Here is a 14,814-nt window from a genome sequence, read left to right on the forward strand (position 1 = left end):
GAACACGGAAGTTAAGCTCTCTAGCGCCGATGGTAGTTGGGACCTTGTCCCTGTGAGAGTAGGACGTCGCCAAGCAACTAAAAACACAAGTCATTTGACTTGTGTTTTTTTATTTCCCATGAAATAGATTTGGTTCCATTAATAAAAAATTTGAAATATAGTAAGGGATTTTTTGAGCAGAAATACTTAGAAATTGATAAATAAATGGATAATCTTCAGAACCATAACTTCCAAGTAAGTCATACCACCAATCTGTTTCATATCTAGAAATCATGCTTAAATTATAGAGCAATAAATAATGAATGAGGAGTTCAGGTAATATTGGCTTAGGATTTCTAGGGTCAGTCGTAAGTGGCAAATAATAAGTATTAGTAAGATGTTCATAGTATAAAGGAGTACTGTACATAGGATTCCATGATTGAATAGGCGCTGTAAAAAGTAAATTCGATTCATTAGTCTTCTCAGGTACGTGTTGTATTGATAAATGCTTACAAGATGTTTCAATGTAACGAGAAAATCTCTCTTTAGTCATATGTAATCGATCTAGTAGGTTGACTGAAAAGGAGAGCTCATTTTTAATTGTTGAATCAATTTTATATAAAGTTGATCCTTTTTGACTATAACGAAATAAATTTTGTAATTCTGGAATATTTCCCATTAGTTCTAACATGTTAAATTTTTCTGCTTCTAAGTGTTTCATGTGAAACAGTTGTTCTGCAACATGAGTAAACAATCCGTTTTTTTGTACCTTCACCTCATCTTCTAAAAATTGATACCCTTGTTTTTTTCGTTTGCGAGTTGTAACGCCATGAGCTAAAACAGTAGTGGATTCAGGATAGTTAGGGTCAATAGTTAGTAGGCATGCTTTAAACAGTTGACTAATTCCATAAAATAACAACATTGGTTGAATGGAAAATGGAGCTGTCTTATATAATTCATAATAATTTTTCCCGTGTTCTAAGTAATAAATAAAGGGATAACAATTTTCAAAACTTTTTTTTTCTGCATCCTGAATAGAGGATTTTTCATAACAACGGGCAAGATAACGTTGTACGTTTTGAGATGAAAAAAAGAAACTTAACTGCTGCCAAGTACAAGATGTTTGATGCATATATTACGCTCCTTTTATTGTCTAAAAATTCTAACATATATATACGTCCTTGACAGTATTTTAACCAATTGATAAGCTACTAATAATAATTTCTGGTATCATAGGGGGAACAATTATGTGGGAATCTAAATTTGTTAAAGAAGGTTTGACTTTTGATGATGTATTACTTGTACCAGCTAGGTCAGATATATTACCAAGAGAAGTAAGTGTTAAAACAGTTTTATCTGAAAGCTTACAGCTAAACATCCCGTTAATTAGTGCAGGAATGGATACAGTAACAGAAGCTGACATGGCTATTGCAATGGCTCGCCAAGGTGGTTTAGGAATTATTCATAAGAATATGTCTATTGAGCAACAAGCAGAGCAAGTTGATAAAGTAAAGCGCTCTGAAAGCGGCGTTATTTCAGATCCTTTCTTCTTAACTCCAGAACATCAAGTATATGATGCAGAACATCTTATGGGAAAATATCGTATCTCAGGTGTACCGGTTGTAAATAATTTAGATGAGCGAAAATTAGTTGGTATTATTACAAACCGTGATATGCGCTTCATCCAAGACTACTCAATCAAAATTTCTGACGTAATGACAAAAGAACAATTAATTACAGCTCCAGTTGGTACTACACTGGAAGAAGCTGAAAAGATCCTACAAAAGTATAAAATTGAAAAACTCCCTCTTGTTGATAATAACGGTGTATTACAAGGGCTTATTACAATAAAAGATATTGAAAAAGTAATTGAATTCCCAAACTCTGCTAAGGATAAGCAAGGACGCTTATTAGTTGGAGCAGCAGTTGGTGTAACAGCGGATGCTATGCTTCGCATCGATGCATTAGTAAAAGCTAGTGTAGATGCAATTGTACTTGATACAGCACATGGACATTCTAAAGGTGTTATTGATAAGGTAAAAGAAGTTCGTGCTAAATACCCATCACTAAATATTATCGCTGGAAATGTTGCTACTGCTGAAGCAACGAAAGCATTAATTGAAGCTGGTGCAAACGTAGTTAAAGTTGGTATTGGACCAGGTTCTATTTGTACAACACGCGTTGTAGCCGGTGTTGGTGTACCACAATTAACTGCAGTTTATGATTGTGCAACAGAAGCTCGTAAACACGGTATTCCAGTTATTGCTGATGGTGGTATTAAGTACTCTGGTGATATGGTGAAAGCTTTAGCGGCAGGAGCACATGTTGTTATGCTAGGTAGCATGTTTGCAGGTGTTGCAGAAAGCCCTGGAGAAACTGAAATTTACCAAGGTCGTCAATTTAAAGTGTATCGTGGTATGGGTTCTGTCGGTGCGATGGAAAAAGGAAGTAAAGATCGTTACTTCCAAGAAGGTAATAAAAAGCTTGTCCCAGAAGGTATTGAAGGACGAGTGCCATATAAAGGACCTTTAGCAGATACAGTTCACCAATTAGTTGGTGGCTTACGTGCAGGTATGGGATATTGCGGAGCACAAGATTTAGAATTCTTACGCGAAAATGCACAATTCATTCGTATGTCAGGTGCTGGCTTACGTGAAAGTCATCCTCATCACGTACAAATTACAAAAGAGGCTCCAAACTACTCATTATAATGTCTTATATACAAATAGACAGAGATTTGATATCTCTGTCTATTTTTTTTTGATTATGTTAGAATAACGGTTATGTGAGTACATAGATATTGGGGGTAGCAAAAGTGAAAGGTATGTTTTGCAAAAGATTCATTGCTTTGGTAACAGTGCTTACACTAGCTTGTAGCATTTTTATGCCATATAGCAATGCATCAGCTGAAACAGGAGCCGCTTTAAACATTGAAGCAGGTGCGGCAATTTTAGTAGAAGCGAATTCTGGGAAAATTTTATATCAAAAGAATGCAGATGAATTATTATCCATTGCTAGTATGACAAAGATGATGAGTGAATATTTAGTTCACGAAGCAGTGGATAAAGGAAAACTTAAGTGGGACCAGAAAATTAAGGTTTCTGAATATGCATATAAGGTTTCACAAGATGCTTCATTATCAAATGTTGCATTAGAAAATGGTGGCTCTTATACAGTAAAAGAGTTATACGAAGCAATGGCAATCTTTTCTGCAAATGGTGCAACAATTGCATTAGCAGAAGCAATTGCAGGTAAAGAAGTAGACTTCGTAAAAATGATGAATGACAAATCGAAAGAACTAGGGTTAAAAAATTATAAATTTGTCAATTCTACAGGTTTAACGAATAAAGATTTAAAGGGAATGCATCCTGAAGGAACAACAGCGGATGAAGAAAATAAAATGTCTGCAAAGGATGTTGCAACTTTAGCACAACATTTAATTAAAGATTATCCAAAAGTGTTAGATACAGCAAAAATCCCTAAAAAAGAATTCCGTCCAGAAAAAGAGAAGTTTGGAATGTCGAACTGGAACTGGATGTTAAAGGGCTTAGTTAAAGAATATGATGGCGTAGATGGCCTAAAAACAGGCTCAACTCCAGAAGCAGGAGATTGCTTCACTGGTACGGTTGAAAGAAACGGAATGCGTTTTATTTCTGTAGTTATTAAAACAAGTTCTCATACAGCACGTTTTGATGAAACAAAGAAGCTATATGATTATGGATTTGCTAACTTTGAAGTGAAACAAATGTATAAAAAAGGTTCTTCAGTAAAAGGACAAGAAACAGTACGAGTAGAAAATGCGAAAGATAAAGATGTAGCAGTTCAAACGAAACAAGCTATTTCACTTCCAGTGCCAAAAGGAAGTAAAGATGTTTATAAAACAGAATTAAAAGAATCAAGTAAGGGACAAGAAGCACCTATTAAAAAGGGAGCTGCGCTTGGTCAAATGGTAATTACGCCAAAAGATACAAACGACCCTGGATTTTTAACTGGTAAGTCACTGCAAGTGGATCTTGTAACGACATCTGAAGTAGAAGAAGCAAACTGGTTTACTCGTGCTATGCGCGGAATTGGTTCATTCTTTAGTGGTATGTGGAATAGTGCTGTTGATACAGTAAAAGGTTGGTTTTAAAAGCTCCTCACGATAGGAGCTTTTTTTTATTCCTATTTTTCATACCGACTTTATGAAAAAGTAGTAGACAAGCATCTGATAGTTAGTGGTAGAATGTAAGAGTATTCTTAATTTTCGCCTTTAACGGGGGAAAGCAATTCACCTAGGGGGGTTTTTGTACATGACAAATGTAACAGGGACAGAACGTGTAAAACGTGGAATGGCAGAAATGCAAAAAGGCGGCGTTATTATGGACGTAGTTAACGCTGAACAAGCAAAAATTGCAGAAGAGGCAGGCGCAGTTGCCGTTATGGCATTAGAGCGTGTACCAGCAGATATTCGTGCAGCAGGTGGCGTTTCTCGTATGGCAGACCCAACAATTGTTGAAGAAGTTATGGGTGCGGTGTCAATTCCGGTTATGGCAAAATGCCGTATCGGTCACCTTGTAGAAGCACGTGTATTAGAATCATTAGGGGTAGACTATATCGATGAGAGTGAAGTATTAACTCCTGCTGATGAAGTATACCATTTAAATAAACGTGATTACACAGTTCCATTTGTATGTGGTTGCCGTGATATCGGAGAAGCTGCACGTCGTATTGCAGAAGGTGCATCTATGCTTCGTACAAAAGGTGAACCAGGAACAGGAAACATTGTAGAGGCAGTGCGTCATATGCGCCAAGTCAATGCAGAAATCCGTCAAGTTGCGAGTCTACGTGAAGATGAGTTAATGACATATGCAAAAAATACTGGCGCTCCTTACGAAGTATTACTTGAAATTAAACGTCTTGGTCGCTTACCAGTTGTAAACTTTGCGGCAGGTGGTGTAGCAACACCAGCAGATGCAGCATTAATGATGCAACTTGGTGCTGATGGGGTATTTGTTGGATCTGGTATCTTCAAATCAGAAAACCCAGAGAAATTTGCACGTGCAATCGTTGAAGCAACGACTCATTATGAAGATTACGAACTAATTGCAAGCCTTTCTAAAGGATTAGGTAATGCAATGAAGGGTGTCGAAATTTCAACGTTATTACCAGAACAACGCATGCAAGAGCGTGGATGGTAATTAAAGGAGAACTTTAAAATGGTGAAAATCGGTGTACTAGGTCTTCAAGGTGCAGTTCGTGAGCATGTAAAATCAGTTGAAGCAAGTGGTGCAGAAGCTGTTGTTGTAAAGCGTATAGAGCAACTTGAAGAGATTGATGGTCTTATTTTACCGGGCGGTGAAAGTACAACAATGCGCCGTCTTATTGATAAGTATGCTTTCATGGAACCACTTCGTACATTTGCAAAGTCTGGTAAACCAATGTTTGGTACATGTGCAGGGATGATTCTTCTTGCGAAAACACTTATTGGCTATGAAGAAGCACATATTGGTGCTATGGATATTACAGTTGAGCGCAATGCGTTCGGACGCCAAAAGGATAGTTTTGAGGCTGCGCTTTCAATTGAAGGCGTGGGTGAAGACTTCGTTGGTGTATTTATCCGTGCGCCGTATGTTGTAGAAGTAGCTGATAATGTTGAAGTGCTTTCTAAGCATGGTGACCGAATGGTAGCGGTAAGACAAGATCAGTTTTTAGCTGCTTCATTCCATCCGGAATTAACAGATGATCATCGTGTGACAGCATACTTTGTTGAAATGGTAAAAGAAGCGAAAATGAAAAAAGTTGTATAAGTAACTTGCAACTTGTATAAGATTATAGTAAATTGATGGTAACAATTTTATAAAATAAGCGTGTTGATAGGAAATAGTAACAAATGTCGTTTCTTATAGAGAGTCGATGGTTGGTGGAAATCGATAGAAACAGTTTGTGAATCCATCCTGGAATGGAATGTGGAATATCTTTTGGATTAGTAAGCATTCCCGGTGAAGAGCCGTTATTTCTACTTGAGAGGAAAGCGGTAATGCTTTCAACTAGGGTGGCAACGCGGGTTAACTCCCGTCCCTTTATATAGGGACGGGAGTTTTTTGTGTTTTATAAAATAAAAGGAGGAGTATATAATGCTTGATATTAAATTTTTACGTACAAACTTTGAAGAAGTAAAAGCGAAATTACAGCATAGAGGCGAAGATTTAACTGATTTCGGACGTTTTGAAGAACTTGATACGAGAAGAAGAGAACTACTTGTTCAGACAGAAGAATTAAAAAGTAAACGTAACGAAGTATCTCAACAAATTTCTGTATTAAAGCGCGAAAAGAAAGATGCAGAAGCTCTAATTTTAGAAATGCGTGAAGTTGGAGAAAAAGTAAAGGATCTTGATAACGAACTTCGTACAGTTGAAGAAGACTTAGAAAGATTAATGTTATCTATTCCAAATATCCCTCATGAATCTGCTCCAGTTGGTGAAACAGAGGATGATAATGTAGTAGCACGTACTTGGGGAGAAGTGAAAGAATTTACTTATGAGCCAAAACCACATTGGGATCTTGCTACTGATTTAGGAATTTTAGATTTTGAACGCGCTGGGAAAGTAACAGGAAGCCGCTTCGTATTTTACAAAGGTGCTGGTGCAAGATTAGAGCGTGCTTTAATTAGCTTTATGCTTGATCTTCATACTGATGAGCATGGATATGAAGAAGTATTACCTCCATATATGGTAAACCGTGCAAGTATGACAGGAACAGGACAACTTCCAAAGTTTGAAGAAGATGCATTCCGTATTGAAAGTGAAGATTACTTCTTAATTCCAACAGCTGAAGTACCTGTAACGAATATGCATCGTGATGAGATTTTAAATAAAGAGCAATTGCCTATAAGATATGCTGCATTTAGCTCTTGCTTCCGTTCTGAAGCAGGTTCAGCTGGGCGTGATACACGTGGTTTAATTCGCCAGCATCAGTTCAATAAAGTAGAGCTTGTGAAGTTCGTAAAACCAGAAGATTCTTATGAAGAGTTAGAAAAGTTAACAAATGATGCAGAACGCGTGTTACAATTATTAGAGTTGCCATATCGCGTTATGAGCATGTGCACAGGCGATTTAGGATTTACAGCAGCGAAGAAATACGATATTGAAGTATGGATTCCAAGCTATGGCACATATCGTGAAATTTCTTCTTGTAGTAATTTTGAAGCTTTCCAAGCGAGACGTGCAAATATCCGTTTCCGCCGTGAACCAAATGGAAAACCAGAACATGTTCATACATTAAATGGATCTGGTCTTGCAATTGGACGTACGGTTGCAGCTATTTTAGAGAACTACCAACAAGAAGATGGTACAATTATAATTCCAGAAGTTCTTCGCCCTTATATGGGAGGAAAAACAGTTATTAAGTAAATTTAAACATTCATCGGTATGAGTGATTGGTAATTATGAGCGTTGTCAGTACTGTAATGTAGGAAGGGGAAAGTAAAATTTTCCTTTCCTCATAATTTATTTTAGTAGGGTTGACTAACTGTTTTTCTTTTGATATTATATTTGATGTCAATATGGAGGTATACCCAAGTCTGGCTGAAGGGATCGGTCTTGAAAACCGACAGGCGGCGAGAGTCGCGCGGGGGTTCGAATCCCTCTACCTCCTCCAGATATAATTGACAACAGCGCATATAAGTGGAGATTGGAGAACTCGTTACCAACACGTAACGAGTTTTTATTTTAAAACCAATCATAAAGTATGGTGTAAGGTAATTTTGTCCTTATTACACACTCATATTCCGATGATTATCTTCATAGATATGAAAGGAGTCAACATGGATCTTATTATACAAACGTTTCCTTTAGATGGAAAAACTTTATATTATGTACAATGTCCTGTCTGTAAGAACAATAGAATTTTAAACAGTGGTGCAAACGTATCACGCATTATTAGTGATGATACATTCCGTAAACTTTGTGGTTGTACTTGTGATGTAAAACCAGCTACGAGTAAAGTAGAGGCGCCAAAACAAGTTAAAAAAGCAGCTGTAAAGAAAGAAGCAGCTCCAAAACGTACAGGTAAAGTATTAACGGCAGTAATTAACGGGAAAGAAATGACTGTTAAAGAGATTGCTGAAGCATACGATATTAGTACAAGTACTGTTCGTCAGCGCATTAACGCAGGAAAACCTGAGAGTGAAATTATTGCTCCAACAAAGAAGAAGTAATTTAATAGGAAAACCCGTGCATATGCACGGGTTTTTTATTTTACAAGTTTACGTGTTTGTTTTAAAAAATGGCCAATTTTTTTTATGATTGGTTCGATTGAATCACCATCTTTTAAAATATCGTACTCATTAATATTTAAGCGTAATACAGGGCATGAATTAAAGTTGTTAATCCAGTTTTCATAACGTCCATGCATTTCTTTCCAGTACTCAATTGGTGTTTGCTGTTCCATTGGGCGCCCGCGTTCTTGAATACGATCGACAATATCATCGAAAGAACCTTCTAAGTAAATTAATAAGTCTGGATGAGGGAAGTAAGGAGTCATGACCATAGCGTCAAATAAACCTTTGTATGTTTCATAATCAGTTTCCGTCATTGTTCCTTTTTCATGATGCATCTTTGCGAAAATTCCAGTGTCTTCGTAAATGGAACGATCTTGAACAAAACCGCCACCATATTCAAAAATTCTTTTTTGTTCCTTAAATCGTTCTGCTAAAAAGTACACTTGTAGGTGGAAGCTCCAGCGAGTGAAGTCCGCATAGAACTTGTCCAAATATGGATTGGAATCTACTTTTTCAAATGATGTGCGATAACCTAAAGCATTAGCTAATGCAGTTGTCATAGTTGATTTACCCACACCTACTGTTCCGGCGATAGTGATTACTGCGTCATTGGGTATATCATATTTTTGCCTTAAATTCATTATTATTTCGACTCCTTTAAGAGAGTATTTTGAAGGGCAGATAGGATAACGTTTAAATCATCAGGATTTTTTACAAAATCCATATCGTCGCCATTAAATTTCAATACTGGTATTTCCGGATGATCTTTTTTAAAAGCATCCATTGCTGTTTCATAATCTTTTGTGAGCTGTAGTAAGTAATTTGGATCCATGTTTTTTTCAAATTCTCTTCCGCGCATGGCGATTCGTTTTTGCAATGTCTCTAGGCTAGCTGTTAAATAAACAATGACATTTGGCACAGGCATATCTTGTGTAAGGATACGATAAATTTGCATGTATTTGTCATATTGAGAGTCTTTTAATGTGCGGGATGCAAAAATTAAATTTTTAAAGATATGGTAATCCGCTACTACTGGTTTCCTTTGATTCAAGTACTTTATGTTAATGTCTTCTAATTGTTTGTATCTATTACAAAGAAAGAACATCTCTGTTTGAAAACTCCATTCGTCGATGTCTTCATAGAACTTTCCTAAAAAGGGATTTTCATCAACAATCTCTTTTAGTAAGTGGAGTTGCATGTGAGTTGAAATTTCCTTCGCAAGTGAAGTTTTTCCAACACCAATTGGTCCTTCAACCGTGATAAATGGTACTCCGGTCACGCTGTTTCCTCCTTTCAATCAGTGATTTACCGTGACTACTAAAAACACAAAACAGAATTATTGTAGCACAAGAGGGAAGCGAGCGGGTTAATTTGATATAAAAAGTTAGAAAATAGATATATGTATTAATTAAATTTTATTTTGGTTGATGATGTTATATTTGCTTTCAATGTAGTTTCCATTATTTTTAAAGCATGTATATTATCTTGGTCGTTGTTAGAGGCGATACAATCCTGTGGTACATACAATTTATAATTTCTCATATGAGCATCATTAGCTGTAAATAGGATACATATATTTCCGGCAACCCCTGTTAATATTAGATTTTCTATTTTTAAATAACCTAGTAATGAATTTAAAGGTGTTTCATAAAAAGCGGAATAATGTGGTTTAATAAAAATGTACTCATCAAAACTTGGAGCAATCTTATGGATTATATTTTCGCTATATTCATTTGTGCAATGAGTAATAAGTTGGTCGATATCAGATCTCCAAAGTTGATAATGGTCATTAACGTAAATTATAGGATAGCCGAAGGATTTCATTTTTTTCTTTAATTGTAAAATAGGGTTTGTTATAGTTTCGCATTTTTTAGCTAGAATGGGTCCGTGGGAAAATTGAAAGTCATTAATCATATCGATAATGAGCAAGGCGGTATTTTTCATATGTAATCCCCTCTCTTTTTTCTTTTAGGGTGGATTGAATTTGTAAAAGTTATCCCCTGTGTAGTAAATGGAAATAAGTGTACTTTATTTGTAATGAAAGGACTATGTTATGGAACAAGATCAAGATATTTATTTTATGCAATTAGCGATAGAAGAAGCTAAAAAGGCAGAGGAAATACAGGAAGTACCAATTGGAGCAGTTATAGTGTTAGATGGTGAGGTAATTAGTGTTGCCCATAATTTAAGGGAAACTGAGCAAAGATCAATAGCTCATGCTGAGTTGCTAGCGATAGATGATGCATGTAAAAAATTAGGGACATGGCGTTTAGAAGATGCAACATTGTATGTAACATTAGAACCTTGTCCAATGTGTGCGGGTGGAATTGTTTTATCACGAGTGAAGCGAGTTGTATATGGTGCAAGTGATCCGAAGGGCGGATGTGCAGGGACATTGATGAATCTTTTAACGGATGAACGCTTCAATCATCAATGTGAAGTAGTATCTGGTGTACTAGAGGAAGAATGCGGTACGTTGTTAACAAACTTTTTTAGAGAGCTTCGTAAAAAAAGAAAAGCAATAAAAAAATTAGAGAAGAATACTGGGAACTAACGTATTTGCATTTTCTAAAGAAACAAGTTATACTGATAATGCCTTTAATGAAGGCAACCGAATATTGGTTTTAACTTTGCCGTGCTAAGCGGGGAGGTAGCGGTGCCCTATACTCGCAATCCGCTCTAGCGAGGCCGAATCCCCTCTCGAGGTTATGTTGCTGTAAGGTCTGCCTTAAGTAAGTGGTGTTGACGTTTGGGTCCTGCGCAACGGGACCCCGTGAACCTTGTCAGGTCCGGAAGGAAGCAGCAATAAGCGGGTCTTCTCGTGTGCCGCAGGAGTGCCTGAACCGAGCTAACTGTTTGAGTAACGCTTATGGTACGTAATCGACGGAGGGTGCACGGCAGTTATATATGTATACAAAACTCACCTTAATACAAAGGTGAGTTTTTTGTATAGAAAATAACTTTTGGAATCTATAAACAGAATGGGTTATAATAAATGAGATAATAACCTTTGAGGGAGGCCGTATTTTCGTGTCATACCAAGCGTTATACCGAACATGGAGACCGCAAAAGTTCGAAGATGTAGTCGGTCAAAAGCACGTGACAAAAACGTTGCAAAATGCCCTTCTTCAAGAGAAAGTTTCACATGCTTATTTATTTTCTGGCCCGAGGGGAACAGGAAAAACGACAATTGCAAAAGTATTTGCAAAAGCAATTAACTGTGAACATGCTCCGGTAGCTGAACCTTGTAATGAATGTCCTTCTTGTTTAGGAATCACACAAGGATCCATTTCAGATGTATTAGAAATTGATGCGGCTTCAAATAACGGTGTAGATGAAATTCGAGATATTAGAGATAAAGTAAAATACGCTCCAAGTGCTGTAGAATATAAAGTATACATTATTGATGAAGTTCACATGCTTTCTATGGGTGCATTCAATGCGCTTTTAAAAACCTTAGAAGAGCCGCCAGGACATGTTATCTTTATTTTGGCGACAACAGAACCTCATAAGATCCCACCTACAATCATTTCACGTTGTCAGCGCTTTGAATTCCGAAAAATATCAGTGAATGATATTGTTGAGAGATTATCAACGGTCGTGACAAATGAAGGTACGCAAGTGGAAGGTGAAGCATTACAAATTGTTGCGCGTGCTGCCGAAGGTGGTATGCGTGACGCGCTTAGTCTTATTGATCAGGCTATATCTTATAGTGATGAGATTGTTACGACAGAAGATGTATTGGCCGTAACAGGATCTGTTTCTCAGCAATACTTAGGCAATTTAGTAGAGTGCATACGTGAAAATGATGTATCAAGAGCATTGCAAATCATAGATGAAATGATGAGTAAAGGGAAGGATCCAGTTCGTTTTATGGAGGATTTCATTTACTATTATCGTGATATGCTTTTATATCAAACTTCACCACAACTAGAACATATGTTGGAACGAGTAATTGTAGATGATCAATTCCGTAAGTTGAGTGAAGAAATGCAACCGGAAGTAATCTATGAGATTATTCATACCCTTAGTAAGGGACAACAGGAAATGAAGTGGACAAATCATCCGCGTATTTTCTTAGAAGTTGTTATGGTGCAATTGTGTCAACAGTTTATGATGCAAGCAAATGGTACAGATCGTTTGCAAGCAATTATGAACAGGATGCAGCAACTGGAGAAAGAGTTAGAGCAAGTCAAAAAGAACGGTGTGCCAGCTGGTGTACAACAGGAAGTAAGAGAGACACGTGCAACACCAAAACCGGTACGAACAGGAAGTATGAAAATTCCTGTCGGACGTGTAAATGAAGTATTAAAACAAGCGAAGCGTCAAGATTTAGAACAATTAAAAGCTGTATGGGGTGAGTTGTTAGGAAGACTCAAATCATATAACAAAGTAGCGTTTGCCGTTTTACTAGAAAATAGTGAACCAGTGGCAGCTTCAGATGACACTTACGTTTTAGCATTTCAATATGAGATTCACTGTAAGATGGCGAGCGAAAATCGAGAAGCTATGGATACAGTAGAACAAGCTTTATTTGAATTGCTAAGTAAAAGGTTAAATATGATTGCCATTCCAAAAAGTGAATGGGGTAAAATCCGTGAAGACTTTTTACAACGTGAAGGTGGAGAGTCTGAAGAAAGCCCGGAGAAAAAGGAAGACCCTCTTATAGAAGAGGCAGTGAAGTTAGTAGGGCAAGAACTCATTGAAATAAAAGAGTAATAATAATTAGGAGGAATTAATTATGATGCGTGGCGGAATGGGAAATATGAATAACATGATGAAACAAATGCAAAAGATGCAAAAGGACATGGCGAAAGCACAAGAAGAGCTTGGTGAAAAAACAGTTGAAGGTACAGCTGGCGGTGGAATGATTACAGTTATTGCAAATGGTCACAAGCAAATTCTTGAAGTGAAGATTAAAGAGGAAGTTGTAGATCCAGAAGATATCGAAATGTTACAAGACTTAGTATTAGCTGCAACAAATGATGCACTTAAAAAGGCTGATGAGCTTTCAAACTCTACAATGGGTAAATTTACAAAAGGCTTAAACTTACCAGGTGGAATGTTCTAGGAGGATATTGATACATGCATTATCCAGAACCAATATCAAAACTAATCGATAGTTTTATGAAGTTGCCAGGTATCGGACCGAAAACAGCGGTTCGATTGGCATTTTTCGTATTAGATATGAAAGAAGATGATGTGTTAGGTTTCGCGAAAGCACTTGTAAATGCGAAGCGAGATTTAGCGTACTGTTCTGTATGCGGACATATTACTGATCGTGATCCTTGTTATATTTGTAATGATTCACATCGAGATCAATCAGTTGTTTGTGTCGTGCAAGAACCGAAAGATGTAATCGCGATGGAAAAAATGAAAGAGTATCAAGGTGTATATCATGTGTTACGTGGTGCGATTTCTCCTATGGAGGGAATTGGACCGGAAGACATTAATATCCCGCAACTCTTAAAGCGACTACATGATGAAACGGTACAAGAAGTGATATTAGCAACAAACCCTAATATTGAAGGGGAAGCTACAGCGATGTATATCTCCCGCCTCTTAAAACCTACAGGCATTAAAGTAACTCGTATTGCACATGGTCTGCCAGTTGGTGGAGATTTAGAATATGCAGATGAAGTGACATTATCCAAAGCGTTAGAAGGGCGCAGAGAAGTATAAGAGGAGAAACAAAAATGTTCTTTCAAAAAAAGGGTAAATTGCGTAAAGAGTATGACGATAAGTTAATTGTACTTTTGGAAAAAGTGAAGAATGAGTGGTTACGTCAGAAGAGAATGGTCGAACAAAGTGTAGAACCGTCTCAAGATGTCATTTGTTCTTTGAAAATAGCAGAGGCGAAATATTTCTTTTTGTTGAAAGAAGCAAAGCGTCGTCCTGTAAAAATGGAACAATGGTAAAAGGTTCTGCTTTCTAAGCAGGCCTTTTTATTTTTTTTTTAATGCTGAGGTATTGTTTTATTTAGTTTATATGAAAGAGATGCTGCATATGATAACTGTTCTTTTTTATTGTCTTGTCCCATACAAATAGATGTATAGGTCATTCATAAGGAGGAAAAAATGAATTCTACAATTATTATTGTTGGTATTCTTACTTTAGTATTTATTTTTCTTGTTTTTGGTGTTGCCTCTAAGCCATTACGTTTTATAGGTAAGGTAATTTTTCATGTTACTTTAGGAATAGCATTGCTTTTTATCGTAAATGTTGTAGGGACATATTTTGATTTTCATATCCCAATTAACATGGGTACAGCAGCAATAACGAGTTTATTAGGTCTACCGGGTGTGGCAGCATTAGTGATTATTAAGCTTTATATCATGCCAAGATAAAATTATTTTGGCATTTTTTTAAAAAGTGTTGACTATTAAATGATTAATATGGTAAATTAATAAGCGTCGTCAGGAACGAAAGAAAAAGTTGTTGACAGATTTAATGCAAAATGTTAAATTATAAAAGTCGCTGAAACGCGATGTTGAACTTTGAAAACTAAACGAAACAAACAACGTGAAACGTCAATTTTTATTTTAGATGCTAGACAAACTAACTTTATTGGAGAG

The 14,814-nt window shown here is 36.7% G+C and carries 16 protein-coding genes, 1 tRNA gene, 1 other RNA gene and 1 other annotated feature; of the genes, 14 read left to right on the forward strand and 4 right to left on the reverse strand.

The window, feature by feature from the left end:
* Positions 1 to 109 precede the first annotated feature (109 nt).
* On the reverse strand, positions 110 to 1,111 hold the full coding sequence (locus ACUN13_RS31380) for a YaaC family protein (protein WP_000554287.1): 1,002 nt from the start codon (positions 1,109 to 1,111) through the stop codon (positions 110 to 112).
* Between the two features lie 115 nt (positions 1,112 to 1,226).
* Here ACUN13_RS31380 and guaB point away from each other — a divergent pair, with 115 nt between their 5' ends.
* The 7 genes from guaB (at position 1,227) to ACUN13_RS31415 (ending at position 8,176) form a co-directional block, all read left to right on the forward strand.
* The gene (guaB, locus tag ACUN13_RS31385) at positions 1,227 to 2,690 is read left to right on the forward strand and encodes an IMP dehydrogenase (protein WP_000264088.1); all 1,464 of its coding nucleotides are present in this window, start codon (positions 1,227 to 1,229) and stop codon (positions 2,688 to 2,690) included.
* Between the two features lie 113 nt (positions 2,691 to 2,803).
* Positions 2,804 to 4,111, forward strand: coding sequence for a D-alanyl-D-alanine carboxypeptidase DacA (gene dacA / locus ACUN13_RS31390; protein ID WP_124749816.1), 1,308 nt, complete (start codon positions 2,804 to 2,806; stop codon positions 4,109 to 4,111).
* Positions 4,112 to 4,271: 160 nt separating this feature from the next.
* Positions 4,272 to 5,159, forward strand: a complete 888-nt coding sequence (gene pdxS / locus ACUN13_RS31395; protein WP_000186165.1) for a pyridoxal 5'-phosphate synthase lyase subunit PdxS — start codon at positions 4,272 to 4,274, stop codon at positions 5,157 to 5,159.
* Between the two features lie 18 nt (positions 5,160 to 5,177).
* Positions 5,178 to 5,768 (forward strand): pyridoxal 5'-phosphate synthase glutaminase subunit PdxT, encoded by a 591-nt coding sequence (pdxT, locus tag ACUN13_RS31400; RefSeq protein ID WP_000238785.1) that lies wholly within the window; start codon positions 5,178 to 5,180, stop codon positions 5,766 to 5,768.
* Between the two features lie 54 nt (positions 5,769 to 5,822).
* Positions 5,823 to 6,044 (forward strand) — a binding site (T-box leader).
* Positions 6,045 to 6,095: 51 nt separating this feature from the next.
* Complete coding sequence (gene serS / locus ACUN13_RS31405) at positions 6,096 to 7,370, forward strand: serine--tRNA ligase (protein ID WP_000884187.1); 1,275 nt, start codon at positions 6,096 to 6,098, stop codon at positions 7,368 to 7,370.
* Between the two features lie 154 nt (positions 7,371 to 7,524).
* Positions 7,525 to 7,617, forward strand: a tRNA-Ser gene (locus ACUN13_RS31410).
* A 166-nt stretch (positions 7,618 to 7,783) separates the two neighbouring features.
* Positions 7,784 to 8,176, forward strand: coding sequence for a DUF3797 domain-containing protein (locus ACUN13_RS31415; RefSeq protein ID WP_000364193.1), 393 nt, complete (start codon positions 7,784 to 7,786; stop codon positions 8,174 to 8,176).
* Between the two features lie 35 nt (positions 8,177 to 8,211).
* On the opposite strand, the gene ACUN13_RS31420 is transcribed toward ACUN13_RS31415, so the two are convergent.
* The 3 genes from ACUN13_RS31420 to ACUN13_RS31430 all read right to left on the reverse strand — a co-directional run bounded on the left by ACUN13_RS31420 (position 8,212) and on the right by ACUN13_RS31430 (position 10,183).
* Positions 8,212 to 8,880 (reverse strand): deoxynucleoside kinase, encoded by a 669-nt coding sequence (locus tag ACUN13_RS31420; RefSeq protein WP_001053585.1) that lies wholly within the window; start codon positions 8,878 to 8,880, stop codon positions 8,212 to 8,214.
* A gap of 2 nt (positions 8,881 to 8,882) precedes the next feature.
* Positions 8,883 to 9,518: a deoxynucleoside kinase gene (locus ACUN13_RS31425; protein ID WP_000148218.1), complete on the reverse strand. Its 636-nt coding sequence runs from the start codon at positions 9,516 to 9,518 to the stop codon at positions 8,883 to 8,885.
* Positions 9,519 to 9,643: 125 nt separating this feature from the next.
* A complete protein-coding gene (locus ACUN13_RS31430) occupies positions 9,644 to 10,183 on the reverse strand; it encodes an isochorismatase family cysteine hydrolase (protein ID WP_000798724.1) in 540 nt (179 codons plus the stop codon).
* Positions 10,184 to 10,292: 109 nt separating this feature from the next.
* On the opposite strand from ACUN13_RS31430, the gene tadA reads away from it, so the two are divergent.
* The 7 genes from tadA (at position 10,293) to ACUN13_RS31465 (ending at position 14,586) form a co-directional block, all read left to right on the forward strand.
* Positions 10,293 to 10,793, forward strand: coding sequence for a tRNA adenosine(34) deaminase TadA (tadA, locus tag ACUN13_RS31435; protein ID WP_000434329.1), 501 nt, complete (start codon positions 10,293 to 10,295; stop codon positions 10,791 to 10,793).
* Between the two features lie 79 nt (positions 10,794 to 10,872).
* Positions 10,873 to 11,137: signal recognition particle sRNA large type (gene ffs / locus ACUN13_RS31440), an RNA gene on the forward strand.
* 132 nt (positions 11,138 to 11,269) lie between these two features.
* Positions 11,270 to 12,958, forward strand: coding sequence for a DNA polymerase III subunit gamma/tau (gene dnaX / locus ACUN13_RS31445; RefSeq protein ID WP_000121587.1), 1,689 nt, complete (start codon positions 11,270 to 11,272; stop codon positions 12,956 to 12,958).
* A gap of 25 nt (positions 12,959 to 12,983) precedes the next feature.
* Positions 12,984 to 13,310 (forward strand): YbaB/EbfC family nucleoid-associated protein, encoded by a 327-nt coding sequence (locus tag ACUN13_RS31450; protein WP_014894853.1) that lies wholly within the window; start codon positions 12,984 to 12,986, stop codon positions 13,308 to 13,310.
* A 14-nt stretch (positions 13,311 to 13,324) separates the two neighbouring features.
* Positions 13,325 to 13,921 carry a recombination protein RecR gene (gene recR / locus ACUN13_RS31455; RefSeq protein WP_000559169.1) on the forward strand — a complete coding sequence of 199 codons (597 nt, stop codon included), beginning with the start codon at positions 13,325 to 13,327 and terminating at the stop codon, positions 13,919 to 13,921.
* 14 nt (positions 13,922 to 13,935) lie between these two features.
* Positions 13,936 to 14,157: a YaaL family protein gene (locus ACUN13_RS31460; protein WP_000466019.1), complete on the forward strand. Its 222-nt coding sequence runs from the start codon at positions 13,936 to 13,938 to the stop codon at positions 14,155 to 14,157.
* 159 nt (positions 14,158 to 14,316) lie between these two features.
* Positions 14,317 to 14,586: a pro-sigmaK processing inhibitor BofA family protein gene (locus ACUN13_RS31465; RefSeq protein ID WP_001089273.1), complete on the forward strand. Its 270-nt coding sequence runs from the start codon at positions 14,317 to 14,319 to the stop codon at positions 14,584 to 14,586.
* Positions 14,587 to 14,814 lie beyond the last annotated feature (228 nt).

The organism is Bacillus cereus group sp. Bce041 (assembly GCF_052646455.1).